Genomic DNA, 14,371 nt, shown 5'->3' on the forward strand with positions numbered 1-14,371 from the left:
CAGAAGAAATCCGCCATCCGCCATACCTCCTTGCTGGAGGATGGTGAATCATATCCCGGCGCTGCTGGGAATCCTGTTTATGGGTCCGGACCCTAGAACAATGAGAGAACACACTCAAGTCTTTTGGCGGCTTTTTCCAACCAAATCGGGGATAAATCATGTCCTTCATCGAATCGTTCGTCGCCGCCTTCAAGGGCGTCAGTCCCCGCGTGCCATTGGCACGGGGCGCCGCATCGCCGTGGTTCTTCGCAGAGCACGGCGGTGGCCAGGGGTATGGGGGACGTACACCGTTCGAATACACCCAGGCGGTGCGCCGCGCGTATCTGGAGAACCCGGTAGCCCAGCGCGCGGTGCGGCTGGTGGCCGAAGGGATCGGCGGTGCGCCGCTGCGACCCACCGATGTCAGGCTCACCGCGCTGGTGAGCGAGACGAGCGCCGGGCAGTCGCTGCTGGAAACGCTGGCCTCGCACCTGCTGCTGCACGGCAATGCCTACGTGCAGGTGATGAAGGATGCGCGCGGGCGTCCGGTGGAACTGTTCGCCCTGCGCCCCGACCGCGTGAGCGTGGTGGCCGGCGAGGATGGCTGGCCAGAGGCGTATGGCTATGACGTGGCCGGCAAGCGCATGGCGATCCCGCTGCTGGATCAGGACGCCTCGCCCAACGTGATCCACATCCGCCACTTCCATCCCGCCGACGATCATTACGGCGCGGGCTGCCTGTGCGCGGCGGACGAGGCGATCGCCACCCACAACGCCGCGTCGGTGTGGAACCGCCAGCTGCTGGAAAACGCGGCCCGGCCATCGGGCGCGCTGGTCTATGAAACACCCGACGGCGCGGCGCTGACGTCCGAGCAGTTCGACCGGCTCAAGGCGGAACTGGGCGCGGCCTATTCCGGGTCCGCCAATGCCGGGCGCCCGATGCTGCTGGAAGGCGGATTGTCCTGGCAGGCGATGGCGATGACGCCCGCCGACATGGATTTCGCTACGCTGAAAGCCGCCGCCGCGCGCGATATCGCGCTGGCCTTCGGGGTGCCGCCGATGCTGCTCGGCCTGCCCGGCGATGCGACCTACAACAACTACCGCGAGGCGAACCGCGCCCTTTGGCGGCACACCCTGCTGCCGCTTGCCGCCAAAATCTTTGCCGCGATCGGCGAAGGGCTCGGCCCGTGGTTCCCCGAAGGCCAGCTGACGATCGACCTCGATCAAGTGCCCGCGTTGGCGGAGGACCGCGAGCGTCTGTGGGCGCAGGTCAACGCGGCGGACTTTCTCGACCCTGCCGAGAAGCGTGCGCTTCTGGGCCTTGAACCGGAGCACAAGCCATGAACGCCAACGACATGCTTGCCGGCCTGCTCGCGCAGGCGGCTGCCAAGGGCAGCGATCTCGTCACCTTGCGCGCCATCGTGGAGGAAGCCAGCGACGTGGGCGCGCGCCGCATGCTGGCGCGCATCGGGCTGGACGACGCCACCGCCCCGCAGGACGTGAGCGAACTGCGCGAACTGCTGCGCGCCTGGCGCGACGCCAAATCCAGCGCGCGGCGCTCGGTCGTCAACTGGATCGTGCGCGGCGCGCTGGCGCTGCTGCTGCTGGGCATCACCGTGCGCCTGGGCGCGACGGACATGCTGCGATGAGCGCGCCCTTCACCGGCCCCTTGCGTTTCGCCGGCTACGCCGCGCTGTTCGGCAGAACCGACGCGGGGCGCGACACCATCCGCGCCGGCGCGTTCGCCCGCACCCTGGCCGAGCGGTCAGACCCACTGCCGCTGTTCTGGCAGCACCGGGCAGACCAGCGCATCGGCTGGGTGGAAACCGTCGCGGAAGACGAACGCGGGCTGCGCGTGGTGGCAACGCTGGACAATCCGTTCGGCGCGGCAGGCCTCGCGCTCAAGCGTGGGACGGTGACCGGGCTGTCGTTCGGTTACCGTGCCCGGTCCAGCCGCACCACCCCGGCCGGGCGCGAGCTGCTCGACGTGGAGCTACTCGAAGTCAGCCTCGTCACTCACCCGATGCAGCACGAAGCGCGCGTGCATCTGGTGGCCTGAACTGCCGGACCCGTCTCCCCCCCTATTTCCCCGCCCGCGCGATCGTGCGCGCACTAACGAAAGGCGCATACCCATGGAAAACCTCTCCCCCGTCGAGGTGCTGGACACCTCGTTCGATCTGGTCGCCCGTCAGGATGCCACGGACGCCGCCGTGGTCGCCCTGCGCGGCGATGTGGAGGACGTGAAGGCCCGGCTCGACCGCGTTTCGCGCGCCGCCGCCCGCCCGGTGATCGAGGGTGGCAGCCCCGCCACCAGCATCGAGGTGAAAAGCTTCGTCCAAGGCTATCTGCGTGCAGGCCGCGAAACCGAGCTCAAGTCGATCTCGGGCGCGGTGGCGGCGGACGGCGGCTATGCCGTGCCGCGTGAAATCGACGCGCTGATTTCCGCACGGCTGCGCAACATCAGCCCGATCCGCTCGATCGCACAGGTCGTGCAGACCGGATCGGCGGGTTATCGCAAGCTCATCACCACCAGCGGCACCGCGTCCGGCTGGGTGAGCGAGACCGGGCCGCGCGGCGAGACGGCCACCCCCGCCTTCGCAGAAATTGCCCCGCCCACGGGCGAACTGTATGCCAACCCGGCAGCCAGCCAGGCGATGCTGGATGACGCTGCGTTCGATATCCAGGCCTGGCTGGCGGACGAGATCGCGATGGAATTCGCCCGCGCCGAAGGGGCCGCCTTCGTCAGCGGCAGCGGCACCAACCAGCCGCGCGGCTTCCTGAACGGAGCAACCAGCACGGCGGCGGATGGCACGCGCACGTTCGGCACGCTGCAGCACCTGGTTTCGGGCAACGCCACCGCGTTCGACACCGCCCCCGAACTCAAGCTGATCGACCTTGTTCATTCGCTCAAGGCCGGCCATCGCCAGGGCGCCAGCTGGGTGATGAACTCCAAGACGCTGGCGCAAGTGCGCAAGCTGAAGGCGGCGGATGGCTCGTTCCTGTGGCAGCCGGGCCTGATGGAAGGCCAGCCCAACCGCCTGCTGGGCTATCCGGTGGTCGAGGCCGAAGACATGCCCGACATCGCGGCCGGCGCGCTGCCGATCGCCTTCGGCAACTTCCGCGCCGGCTACCTGATCGCGGAACGCACCGCCACCTCGATCCTGCGCGATCCGTTCACCAACAAGCCGTTCGTGCACTTCTACGCCACCAAGCGGATCGGCGGCCAGGTGCTCGATTCCGACGCGATCAAGCTGCTCAAGATCTCGACCTGACGAGGCCGGGCGCCCGCGCCGCCGTATCCCCTCCGGCGGCGCGGGCGATCCGCGCAAGGTCCCTGCCCTCTCATTTTCGGAGACACCCATGAAGCGGGTCATCCTCACCCCGGCCACGCTGCCGCCGACGGCGCTTGCCGAACTCAAGCAGTGGCTGGGCATCACCACCGCCAGCGACGATGCCCCGTTGCGCACGCTGCTCGCCGCCGCGATGGACACCTGCGAGGCGTTCACCGGCGTCCTGCCGATCGAGGCGGTGTGCGAGGAAATCATGCCGGCCAGTCTGTGCTGGCGTGCGCTGGCGACGGGTCCGATCCAGGCCATCGCCGCAGTCGAGGCCGTGGCCGGGGACGGCACCCGGACCGCCTTGGCTTCCGGTGCGTGGGAGATCGATCTCGATGGCGACGGCGGCGGTCATGTCCGCATCGCGGCACCGATGGCCAACCGCATAGTCGTGCGCTTCACCGCCGGCCTGGCGAGCGACTGGGACTCCCTGCCTACGAACATGCGCCATGGCATCGTGCGCCTTGCCGCCCATCAGCACCGTGAGCGTGAAAGCGACGGCGCATCGCCACTGCCGCCCGCCTCCGTCGCGGCCTTGTGGCGACCTTGGCGGCGGATGCGGCTGGCATGAGCACGCCCGTCCTCACCGCCCGCGCCGATTACGCCGGCCTCGCCGCGCGCCTGGCTACCCGCGCCGCCACCCTTGCCGTTGCGCACGCCACCGTTCGCTTGCTTGCCGCGCGGGGCGACGATCGCCGCTGGCGGCGCGCCGGGCTGGTGTGGCCGCTGTTCGCGAAAGGATAAGTCATGGAAGTGCCCTTGCGCGCCGCTCTGCTGGGCTGGCTGGCCAGCGACCCCGCGCTTTCGGCCACGCTCAATGCCGTGGTCGAGGAAGCCCCCACCCGCACCAGCCTGCCGTGGCTTGCCATCGCGTCCAGCGCCAGCGCCGACTGGAGCTGCAAGACCGCGCCGGGCCGCGAAGTGCGCGTGGCGCTGGAACTGCACTGCCGCGGCGATGCGCCCGATACCGCAGCGATGCTGGTCACCGCCATCGAAGCGCGGGTGGAATCCCTGCCACGCAACCAGGCGGACTTTCATATCGCCACCACCCAGTTCCTGCGCGCCCGCGCCGAGCAGCGCGGCCAGAACCGGCGCGCGATCCTGCTCGAATACCGCTTCCGCCTGCTGGCGGCCTGACCTTCACCGAACCCCTTGCGATACGGAGAACCAGCATGACCGCCCAGAAAGGCAGCGCCTTCCTTCTCAAGATCTCTACCGGCGGCACCGCCCCCACGTACCAGACCGTGGCCGGCCTGCGCACCACGCAGATGTCGGTGACGGGCGACACCGTCGTCGTCACTTCCAAGGACAGCGGGGGCTGGCGCGAACTGCTGTCCGGCGCAGGGGTGCGGTCCGTCTCGGTCAGCGCGGCGGGCATCTTCCTTGGTAGCGCCGCCGAAGCGCAAGTGCGCGCCAACGCCATGGCGGGCACGCTGGACGACTATGAACTGAGCTTCGAGGGCGGCGAGCGTCTGCGCGGGCGCTTTCTGGTCCAGCGGCTGGACTACGCCGGCGATTTCAACGGCGAGCGCAATTATACGCTGCAGCTTGAAAGCTCCGGCCAGGTGGTGCCGGCATGAGCGGGGCGAACCCCTTGCGCGGCGAGGCCAGCCTGATCGTAACGGGTATCGTGCGCCGCCTGCGGCCCACCTTCGCCGCGCTGGTCGCCGCCGAGGAGGAACTGGGCCCGCTGTTCGCGCTGGTCGAACGCGCCGGGTCCGGCGGCCTGCGGCTGGCTGAAATCGCCGCGCTGTTCTGGCATTGCCTGACCGAGCGCGACGGTGTGAGCCGTGAAGCGCTGGGCGACGCCGTGGTCGAACATGGCCTTGCCGCCTGCGCCGCGCCGCTGCGCACATTGCTGGCGCAAATCCTCAAAGGCGCAGGCGGGCATGACTGATTTCGCCGCGGTCGCACTGGCGCTGTGCGCGGTGGCCGCGCGGGTGCTGGGCTGGCGACCGGACGAATTCTGGGCCGCCACCCCGGCGGAACTCGCCGCCGCGCTGGGTCTGCTGGGCCCTGCCGCCACCCCTCCGGGCATCGATGCCCGAACCCTGGCCGCCATGATGGAGCATGATGACGATGGACGATGAAATCGACAGCCTGCTGGTAGACGTGCGCGCCAGCACCGATGGCTTCGCGCGGGACATCGCGCAGATGCGCAGCGCAGTGGACGGTGATCTGGTGAACGGCTTCACCAAAGCGGGCACCGCGCTGGAACGCAGCCTGTCCGGCGCGATCCGCAGCGGCAACCTGGGTTTCGGCGATCTGAAACGCACCGCCTCCGCCGCGCTGGACACGATCGCGACGCAAGCCGCGCAGGCGCTTGCCTCTGCGGTTACCGGCGGGGGCACTGCACAAGGCGGCGGCATCGACGTGTCCAGCCTGTTTTCCGGGTTGCTGGGCCTTCCGGGCCGCGCGACCGGCGGCAACGTGTCGCCGGGGCGGGGGTATGTGGTGGGCGAACGTGGACCCGAAGTGTTCGTGCCGACGTCCGCCGGTCGGGTAGAAACCGGGACTGCCACGCGGGCGCGCGACGTGCGCGTGGCGATCAACGTCAACGGCCCGCGCGGTGCAACCGCCCAGCAGTCGCTGCAACGCTCCACCCGCCAGATGGCGAGTGCGGTGCGCCGCGCGCTGACGGCCTGAAAGGAACCTGCCGATGGCATTCTGGCTCGCAACCAAGCGCGAGGGTCAGGCGAGCGACTGGATCATGCGTTTCGATCCCCGCTTCTGGACCGTCAACTTTCCCCGCCCGATGATGGCCGCCGTGGTGTCCACCGGCCCCGCCGCCTTGCGCGTGGACGCCGCGTTCCTGCGCAAAGCGGACCTTGGCGGGCTGATCTGGGACAGCGCGGATACGCTCGACCATCCGCTCCTCGCTTACCGGACCGACCGCGATTACGCGCACACTTCGTTGCGCTTTCGCTGGCGTTCGTCCGGCGTGCTGCCGCTGGACGTGGTGAACGGCCCCACCCTCACCATCGAGGGCAAGGACGCGGCGGGTGCGCCGCGCACCTGGTACGCGCGGCTGTGGAACTATGCGTCCGGCTCGCCCGAAGATGCCGTGATCGCGCTGGATTTCTCGCAGTTGGACGGCGGCTTCCGACTGCCCGACGATGCTGACCGCGTATGGCCGGGCGCAATAGACCGCATGTTCATCTCCTTCGCGCCGCCCGGCTACGATGGCGCCAGCGCCGATCCACTGCCCGCGCAAGTCGAAGGCTGGATCGAGATGACCGACATCACTGCCGATGGCGCGCGCGCGATGCTGGAGATCGGCGATGTCATCATGCCCGCAAACGGCCTCGCCCTTGCCACCGGCTTCGACGATCAGGGCGTGCAGACCCCCGCCCGCCTGCTGCGCGGTGCGCGTCAGCTCGGCTACCGGGGTTCGATCGTGCATTACGTGGGCATGAGCCACTACTTCCGGCTCGCAAGGCAGGATGGGGCTTTTGTTACGCCGCTGACCGGCGATCCGCTGAACGCACCCACCCGCGCCTGGCACCGCGCATTCTTTACGGACGCGATCGCGCTGGGGTTCAGCCCGATCGCCTCGCTGTCGTACGAACTGCTCGACCAGCACTGCCCCGCCGCCTGGAAGCAGCGCGACCTTGACGGCAATCCCGCGCTGACCGGCTGGGTGCCGCCCTCGACGATACTGTCCCCGACGAACCAGCAGGCGATGGCGTGGCTGCAATCGGTGGCCACCGCGTTCGCCGGGCTGATGACGGAGGCTGAGGCACCCGTGCGCTTCCAGGTGGGCGAACCGTGGTGGTGGACGTTCGCGGACGGGCGGATATGCCTGTACGATGACGCCGCGCGCGCCGCGTTCGCAGGCGCGCCGCCCGCGATCCCCGACATGCGCCAGCCCTTGGGCCCTGAGCAGACCGCGCTGCTGGACCAGGCCGGCGCGCTGCTGGCGCAATCGACCGCCGATCTCGTTGCCGCCGTTCGCCAAGCCGCCGCACCCGCGCCGGTGGAAGCGCTCGCGCTTGTCTTTGCGCCCACGCTGCTGGCGCCCGATATGCCAGAACTCAAGCGCGCCAACCTGCCGCTGGGCTGGGCCGCGCCCGCGTTCGACCGGCTGCAGGTGGAAGACTACGACTGGCTGACCGCCGGGGCCGATGGCTTCCGCCGCGCCGCGTATGCGCTGATCGATGCCCGGCTCGGCTACCCGCCGCACGAACAGGATTACCTGGCCGGCTTCGTTCTTAATGCCGATCAAAGCGTGCAGTGGCGCCGCATCGACGCTGGCATCGACGAGGCCGTGGCGCGCCGCGCGCACGAAGTGGTCGTTTGGGCGCTGCCGCAGATCGCGCGCGATGGCTACGTCCGGCTGCCCCCCACCTCCGCCCCGTCATCCTCCCCCGCCCAGCCAGGAGCCGATCCGATGCAGGCCTTCGACGATACTCTCTATCCGCTGGCGCTGGGCCGCGATGCCACCGTGGTGCCGGAATTTTCCACCAGCGTCTCTGTCACCGCCTCCGGGTTCGAGCGGCGCAACAGCGTGTGGTCCAATGCCCGGCTGCGCTTCGATGTGGGCCCCGGCGTGCGTTCGGAAGCGGAGCTGGGCGAACTTATCGCCTTTTTCCGAGCCCGGCGTGGGCCCGCGCGCGGCTTTCGCCTGCGCGATCCCAGCGATCACAGCTCCAATGCGATGGTGGGCACGCCCGGCCCGCGCGACCAGCAGATCGGCATCGGCGACGGTCTCGCCACCGATTTCGCCCTCGTCAAACGCTACGGTAGCGGGGACGAGCCGCAGATCCGCCGGATCACCCGGCCCGACTTTGCCAGCGTCTCGGTCTCGGTGAACGGCGCGGTGCAAGTGGGCAATTGGCAAATGGCGGACGGGGGCGTGGTGGTATTCGACGCTCCGCCCGCAGCCGGCGCAGCGGTATGCGCCGGCTTCCTGTTCGACGTTCCGGTCCGCTTTGCCGAGGACAGTCTGGAAGTGTCCGGCGCGGCGTTCGCTGCCGGCGAAGCGCCCAGCGTTCCGGTGGTCGAAATCCGGGAGGCCTCATGAGCAGGACCTGGTTTGCCGGCGCGGTGGAGAACGTCGCCACGTTCTGGCGCATCGCCCGCACCGACGGGGTGACGCTGGGCTTCACCACCCATGACCGGGACATCTGGATCGATGGCGTGCTGCACTGTGCCTCGCCCGGCATGGTGCCCAGCGCGATTCGCAAGTCCGCCGATGTGGACGCGGACAGCGCCGAAGTGCGCGGCTCCCTTACCCACGAGGCGATAGCCAGCGCGGATCTCGCCGCCGGTCGTTTCGATCTGGCGCAGGTGCGCATCGGCCTCGTCGATTGGGAAACCGGCGAACACGAAGTGCTCTATGCCGGCGCGATCGGCGCGATCTCGGAAGAAGACGGCGCGTTTTCGGCCGCGCTGCTGTCGCGCAAGGCGGACCTTCAGCGCGATCCCGTGCCGCGCACCAGCCCGCTATGCCGCGCGGCGTTCTGCGGACCCGGTTGCAACCTCAACCCGCAGCGCTTCACCCGCGACGTGCGTACCGTGGAAACCGACGCGCAGACCAACGCGGTCACGTTCGATGGCGCGCCCGATTCTCTGAGCCATGCCGGCGGCAGCGTGCGCTGGATGGACGGGGCGCTGGCCGGCACCGCCATGGGCGTAATGGGCCCCGATGCCCACGGCGCGCTGATTCTCGACGCACCGCTGGATACAGCCGTGCCTCCCGGCACCCGCGCGCGCTTGCGGGAAGGCTGTGACCGGACGCTGGCGACCTGTGCCGAGCGATTCGGCAATGCCATCAATTTTCGCGGCGAGCCGTTCCTGCCCGGCAACGACATGCTCACCCGCTATCCCGGTCCGGCCCTGTGAGCGAAATTGTGAGCGGAATTGTGAGCGGCGGCGCACTGGCCGAGGCGGCACGCAGGCTGATCGGCACGCCGTTTCGCCTGCATGGGCGCGATCCCGAGATCGGGCTGGACTGCGTCGGCGTGCTCGCAGCCGCGCTGACCGCGATCGGCCAGCCGGCGCGTTTGCCCACCGGCTACACGCTGCGGTGCCGCACGGTCCCCGACGTCGCAGCGGTGGCCGCGCGAATCGGCATGGCTGCCGCCGGCGGCACACCGCAGGCAGGGGACGTGCTGCTCGTGCGCACCGGCCCGTGTCAGTTGCACCTCGCCATCGCGATCACGGCGGACACGATCGTCCATGCCCACGCGGGCCTGCGCAAAGTCGTGTTGAGCGCGCTGCCGGCAGACTGGCCCACAATTGCGCATCTGCGGATGACCGGCCCACTTCCTCTGGAGAGCAACTGACATGGCAACCCTCGTTTTCAGCGGCATCGGCACTGCGCTTGGCGGCCCGATCGGCGGCGCGATCGGATCGCTGATCGGACGGCAGGTGGACAGCACGCTGTTCGGCACCGGCAACCGGCAAGGCGCGCGCCTCGCCGAACTGTCAGTCACTACCTCCAGCTACGGGCAACGCCTGCCCCGCCATTTCGGGCGGATGCGCACCGCAGGCTCGGTCATCTGGGCGATGGATCTTGTTGAACACAGCGAAACGCAAGGCACCGGAAAATCCACCCCGTCGATCACGACCTACAGCTATACCGCCAATTTCGCGGTAGCCCTGTCAAGCCGCCCCATCCTTGGCATCGGGCGCATCTGGGCGGACGGCAAACTGCTGCGCGGCGCGGATGGTACGCTGAAAGTCGCTGGAACACTCCGCATCCACACAGGGCACGGCGACCAAACGCCCGATCCCCTGCTTGCCGCCGCCGAAGGTGCAAATCGCTGTCCGGCCTATCGCGGCTGCGCATACGCGGTGTTCGAAGCGCTGGACTTGTCAGCCTATTATAATCGCATCCCCTCGCTAACGTTCGAGATCATCGCGGACGAGACGTTCGATCTCGAATCGATTCTGGGCGAAGGCGTGGATGCGATCGACGCCGCCGTGCCGCTTGCCGGCATTACCGGCTACACCAGCGACGGCACGCCGGCCGACGATCTGCAGACCTTCGACCAGATCATCCCGCTGGAAATAGACGCGCGAGGGCCGGACATCGTCATTGCCCGGCAGCGTTTTCAGGATGCGGCGTTGCTGCTACCCGAACCGGCAGTCGCCACCGGCGACGGCGATTTTGGCGCCGCATCAGGATTTTCGCGCCAGCGCGCGCCCGTCTCGGCCCAGCATCCCAGTGCCCTGCGCTATTACGATACAAACCGGGATTATCAGGCCAGCGTGCAGCGGGCCGCTGTAAGACCCGGCCCAGGCGAGCCGGCAACGCTCGAACTACCCGCTGCTCTCGATGCCGCTACCGCCCGCGCACTGATCGAAACCACGGCGCGCCGGGTGGACTGGAGCCGCGATCGTATTTCGTGGCGCACCACCGAACTGGATACCGCCGTCGGTCCCGGATCGCTCGTCGCCCTGCCCGGCATCGCCGGCACATGGCGCGTGCGCGAATGGGAGTGGCTGGAAAGCGGCGTAGAACTGGCGCTGCAACGCGCATTGCCCACCGGCGCCGACGCCTTGCCGCTGCTGGGATCGGACGCCGGGCGCGTCAACCCGCCGGTAGATGCGGACGCTGGCGAAACGCGAATCGTGGCGTTCGAACTGCCCTTCGATGCCGCATCCGGCCTGCCGGACGCCGCGCGAACGTTCGCCGCCGTGTCCAGCCCCTCAGCGCAATGGCAAGGCGCGGCGCTTTATGGCGATCGCGGGGAAGGGCAACTGGTGTCGCTGGGCGCCAGCGGGCGTCGCCGCGCGATCGTCGGTACGGCGATATCGATCCTGCCGGCAGCAAGCCCACTGGTGTTCGACCGCGAATCGCAACTGCGCGTCACGTTGCTCGACCCGGCCATGATGCTGGTCGACGCTGACGTGCGGCAGGTGAGCGCCGGCGCCAATTGCCTGCTGGTGGGCGAGGAAATCGTCCAGTTTCTGCGCGCTACGCACCTCGATGGCGCGAACTGGCGGCTCGAAGGCCTGCTGCGCGGGCGCGGCGGCACGGAACATGCGGTAGCAAACCACGGGCCGAACGAGCCGGTCGTTTTTCTCGATACGGCGCTGACCGCACTTGATTCGGCGATCCTCGGATCCGACCCTGCCCGCCACGTGCTCGCAATCGGCAGAGTCGATCCTACGCCGAGCGTGTCTTTTGTGCACCAGAGCGGATTGACGCTGCGACCGCTTTCCCCGGTGCGTCCGCGCAAAATGGTAGCCAGTGACGGATCGTGGATCCTGTCCTGGACCCGCCGGGCAAGAGGCGGCTGGGCTTGGGCGGATGGCATCGACGTTCCTCTGGTGGAGCAGGCCGAAAGCTACTTGGTGACGGCGGGTCCGCTGGATGCTCCGTTAGCCACGTGGACGGTCCCGTCTCCCACGCTTCAGCTGGCCCCGGCGCTGCGCGAATCGCTTGCCCGTGCGTCACCGGGAGCGGCGCTGGAAGTGCGCCAACTCGGCACAAGCGCTGTCTCGTTGCCCCTGACGCTCTGCATTCTGTCCTGATATTTCCTGATATACCAAGGAGTAAGCCATGTCTGACGCCGTGACGTTCCCCGACACGACCCCGCGCTTTGGCCTGCCGCTGCTGCACGCAGGGCAGGCGCAAAAAGAGGCCTTTGTGAACGAGGTTTTTCTCACGACCGACGCACTGCTGCACTGCGCGATCAGGGGCGAGACCAGCGCCCCGCCGAGCGATTCGCAGGATGGAGACGCATGGCTGGTCGCCGCTGCGGCAACCGGAGAATGGGCAGCGCATTCCCAACGCCTCGCGGTGCGACAAAACAATGCATGGCGCTTTTTCGATCCTGTCGAGGGCATGCGGGTTTTCGACGTGTCACGCGGGTGCGAAATACGGTTCCGTCAGTCCTGGATAAAAGCGACTTTGCCCGTGGAACCACTTGGGGGGTCGATTGTTGATGGGGAGGCTCGGGCTGCGATCAATGATCTGGTCTCGGTGCTTCAAGCATTGGGCATCGTCCCTTCGGTCTAACGTGTACAGAAACAAGGTTCTTCAGGGTGACACAGATTTCGAACATCGAGGTCTCGACCAACCCTCAAGTTCCCGAAAACGCGACATATTTGCAACAGCTGCAAACACTGTGCGCTTGCACACGTAAGTCCGAAGGGTTAGAGACCCTTGCACTCGGTGGCTCCAAATCTCTTTGTAGGGGAAACGTATGAGGAAACTCGTCCTGGGACTAGCGCTGGCTTCGACAGCCATTGCTACCCCCGCGCTCGCGCGCGATAATTCATGGTATCTGCAACTCGACTTCGGCGGCATGATCGTCGAAGATAGCGGCGTTCGCGTCAACGGCGTAGATGGCGTTCTGAACGCCAACTACAAGAAGGGCTTCGACGGCGGCGGCGAGCTTGGTTACGATTTCGGACCTTTCCGTCTCGAAACCGAAGCCAGCTATCGCCAGGCCAAGCTCGAAGTCACGGGCATCAAGGCCAGCAACCTGTCGTTCATGGTCAATGGCCTGCTCGACTTCGGTCCCGACGACGGCCTGCAGGGCTTTGTCGGCGGTGGTGCCGGTGTTGCCCGCGTTCACGCCAACGGCTTCGTTGACGATTCCGACACCGGTTTCGCCTGGCAGGCAATCGCGGGTATCCGCGCGCCTCTCAATGCGCACTGGGATGTGGGCTTGAAGTATCGCTTCATGAACGTCCAGAAGGTCGACTTTGTGGACGTGAACGGCAACGATCTGCGTACGCGTTGGCGTTCGCACTCGCTGATGGCGACCCTGGGCTACAACTTCGGCGAACCGGCTGCTCCCCCGCCCCCGCCGCCGCCCCCGCCGCCGCCCCCGCCGCCGCCTCCCCCGCCGCCCCCGCCGCCGGCTCCGGTCTGCAACAAGGGTCCGTACATCGTGTTCTTCGACTGGGATAAGTCGGACATCACGCCTGAAGCGTCGACGATCCTCGACAGCGCAGTCAGCGCCTACGCAAATTGCGATAGCGTGCCGATCATGCTTGCGGGTTACACCGACCGTTCGGGTACCCCGAAGTACAACCTCGGCCTGTCGGCTCGTCGTAACGCTTCGGTCCGTTCGTACCTGACCAGCCACGGCATCCCCGATGGTTCGATCTCGAGCCAGGCCTTCGGTGAGGCGAACCCCCGCGTTCCCACCGCCGACGGTGTGCGCGAACTGCAGAACCGTCGCGTGGAAATCACGTACGGTCCGGGTTCGGGCATGTAAGCCAACCGGCAACGGTAAAGATTGGGGGGTCGGAGCAATCCGGCCCCCTTTTCTTTGGTCCTGAAAACGGCCAACCAACGAAAAAAGCCGCTGCGCTAACGCAGCGGCTTTTTTCGTTTTCCCGTCTTAGGGATCAGGCCGCGTACGGTGTCGGATCGACCAGCCCTGCGTCTGCGAACCCCGCCTTGCGCAAGCGGCAGCTATCGCAAAGGCCGCAGGCCCGACCATCGTCCTGGGGGTCATAGCATGACCAGCTCATGCCTGGGTCAAGCCCCAGTCGGTCTGCTTCCTGCGCGATCTGTGCCTTGCTCATGAATTGCAACGGCGCGTGGATGCGCAAAGCCTGCCCTTCGTCACCCGCCTTCGTCGCCAGCGCAGCAATATCCTGAAAGGCCGAGATGAATTCCGGCCGGCAATCCGGATAGCCTGAATAGTCCAGCGCGTTGACGCCGATAAAGATATCCCTGGCCCCGATCGCTTCCGCCCACGCGAGCGTGAGCGAAAGAAATACGAGGTTACGAGCGGGAACGTACGTGACCGGAATGTCGGTACCCACACCACCCTTCGGCACAGCTATATTGTCAGTCAGCGCCGAGCCGCCGAACTGGCGCAGATCCAGTGGCAGCACCACATGGCGTTGCACACCGATGACGTCCACGATGCGGGTCGCTGCCTCCAGTTCTCGGCGATGCCGCTGGTTGTAGTCTATGGTCAGGGCGTTGACCGCAAAGCCGCGCTCTTGCGCAATGCCGGCGCACACCATTGAATCGAGCCCGCCAGACAGTAAAACAACTGCGGCAGGGGGAGATGTGTCAGAAGTATCGTGCATGAGCCCGCGCTAAACCTGCGCAGCCGCGCCTGCAATGGTCAACCGCGG

General features: G+C 67.3%; 18 protein-coding genes. 17 read left to right on the top strand and 1 reads right to left on the bottom strand.

The window, feature by feature from the left end; genetic code table 11:
• Window positions 1–158 precede the first annotated feature (158 nt).
• From ASE49_RS06250 to ASE49_RS06325, 17 genes are all read left to right on the top strand, one after another.
• Window positions 159–1,322, top strand: coding sequence for a phage portal protein (locus tag ASE49_RS06250; RefSeq protein ID WP_056769464.1), 1,164 nt, complete (start codon window positions 159–161; stop codon window positions 1,320–1,322).
• The gene (locus ASE49_RS06255; protein WP_056769466.1) at window positions 1,319–1,627 is read left to right on the top strand and encodes a DUF6127 family protein; all 309 of its coding nucleotides are present in this window, start codon (window positions 1,319–1,321) and stop codon (window positions 1,625–1,627) included. Before ASE49_RS06250 ends, ASE49_RS06255 begins: the two co-directional genes overlap by 4 nt.
• A complete protein-coding gene (locus tag ASE49_RS06260; protein WP_056769468.1) occupies window positions 1,624–2,037 on the top strand; it encodes an HK97 family phage prohead protease in 414 nt (137 codons plus the stop codon). Before ASE49_RS06255 ends, ASE49_RS06260 begins: the two co-directional genes overlap by 4 nt.
• A gap of 73 nt (window positions 2,038–2,110) precedes the next feature.
• The gene (locus tag ASE49_RS06265) at window positions 2,111–3,250 is read left to right on the top strand and encodes a phage major capsid protein (RefSeq protein WP_056769469.1); all 1,140 of its coding nucleotides are present in this window, start codon (window positions 2,111–2,113) and stop codon (window positions 3,248–3,250) included.
• Window positions 3,251–3,338: 88 nt separating this feature from the next.
• Complete coding sequence (locus ASE49_RS06270; RefSeq protein WP_056769473.1) at window positions 3,339–3,884, top strand: head-tail connector protein; 546 nt, start codon at window positions 3,339–3,341, stop codon at window positions 3,882–3,884.
• Window positions 3,881–4,057 (top strand): hypothetical protein, encoded by a 177-nt coding sequence (locus ASE49_RS18130; protein ID WP_156370160.1) that lies wholly within the window; start codon window positions 3,881–3,883, stop codon window positions 4,055–4,057. The genes ASE49_RS06270 and ASE49_RS18130 overlap by 4 nt, the downstream gene beginning before the upstream one ends.
• Before the next feature lie 3 nt (window positions 4,058–4,060).
• Window positions 4,061–4,450, top strand: a complete 390-nt coding sequence (locus tag ASE49_RS06275) for a DUF3168 domain-containing protein (RefSeq protein ID WP_056769475.1) — start codon at window positions 4,061–4,063, stop codon at window positions 4,448–4,450.
• Window positions 4,451–4,485: 35 nt separating this feature from the next.
• The gene (locus ASE49_RS06280) at window positions 4,486–4,893 is read left to right on the top strand and encodes a phage major tail protein, TP901-1 family (RefSeq protein ID WP_056769476.1); all 408 of its coding nucleotides are present in this window, start codon (window positions 4,486–4,488) and stop codon (window positions 4,891–4,893) included.
• Window positions 4,890–5,210, top strand: coding sequence for a gene transfer agent family protein (locus ASE49_RS06285; protein WP_056769477.1), 321 nt, complete (start codon window positions 4,890–4,892; stop codon window positions 5,208–5,210). The genes ASE49_RS06280 and ASE49_RS06285 overlap by 4 nt, the downstream gene beginning before the upstream one ends.
• Window positions 5,203–5,403: a phage tail assembly chaperone gene (locus tag ASE49_RS06290; protein ID WP_056769479.1), complete on the top strand. Its 201-nt coding sequence runs from the start codon at window positions 5,203–5,205 to the stop codon at window positions 5,401–5,403. The genes ASE49_RS06285 and ASE49_RS06290 overlap by 8 nt, the downstream gene beginning before the upstream one ends.
• Entirely contained in the window at window positions 5,393–5,959 is a 567-nt protein-coding gene (locus ASE49_RS06295) for a hypothetical protein (RefSeq protein ID WP_056769550.1), read from the top strand. Before ASE49_RS06290 ends, ASE49_RS06295 begins: the two co-directional genes overlap by 11 nt.
• Window positions 5,960–5,972: 13 nt before the next feature.
• Window positions 5,973–8,336, top strand: a complete 2,364-nt coding sequence (locus ASE49_RS06300) for a DUF2460 domain-containing protein (RefSeq protein WP_056769483.1) — start codon at window positions 5,973–5,975, stop codon at window positions 8,334–8,336.
• A complete protein-coding gene (locus tag ASE49_RS06305) occupies window positions 8,333–9,157 on the top strand; it encodes a DUF2163 domain-containing protein (RefSeq protein ID WP_056769485.1) in 825 nt (274 codons plus the stop codon). Before ASE49_RS06300 ends, ASE49_RS06305 begins: the two co-directional genes overlap by 4 nt.
• A gap of 8 nt (window positions 9,158–9,165) precedes the next feature.
• Window positions 9,166–9,600: a hypothetical protein gene (locus tag ASE49_RS06310; protein ID WP_082456337.1), complete on the top strand. Its 435-nt coding sequence runs from the start codon at window positions 9,166–9,168 to the stop codon at window positions 9,598–9,600.
• A gap of 1 nt (window position 9,601) precedes the next feature.
• Window positions 9,602–11,797, top strand: a complete 2,196-nt coding sequence (locus ASE49_RS06315) for a GTA baseplate fiber-binding domain-containing protein (RefSeq protein ID WP_056769489.1) — start codon at window positions 9,602–9,604, stop codon at window positions 11,795–11,797.
• Between the two features lie 28 nt (window positions 11,798–11,825).
• Complete coding sequence (locus ASE49_RS06320) at window positions 11,826–12,284, top strand: DUF2793 domain-containing protein (protein WP_056769491.1); 459 nt, start codon at window positions 11,826–11,828, stop codon at window positions 12,282–12,284.
• 187 nt (window positions 12,285–12,471) lie between these two features.
• Complete coding sequence (locus ASE49_RS06325) at window positions 12,472–13,494, top strand: OmpA family protein (protein WP_056769493.1); 1,023 nt, start codon at window positions 12,472–12,474, stop codon at window positions 13,492–13,494.
• A gap of 133 nt (window positions 13,495–13,627) precedes the next feature.
• On the opposite strand, the gene queC is transcribed toward ASE49_RS06325, so the two are convergent.
• On the bottom strand, window positions 13,628–14,323 hold the full coding sequence (queC, locus tag ASE49_RS06330) for a 7-cyano-7-deazaguanine synthase QueC (RefSeq protein WP_056769495.1): 696 nt from the start codon (window positions 14,321–14,323) through the stop codon (window positions 13,628–13,630).
• Window positions 14,324–14,371 lie beyond the last annotated feature (48 nt).

It is taken from the genome of Novosphingobium sp. Leaf2 (assembly GCF_001421325.1).
Taxonomy (GTDB): Bacteria; Pseudomonadota; Alphaproteobacteria; order Sphingomonadales; family Sphingomonadaceae; genus Novosphingobium.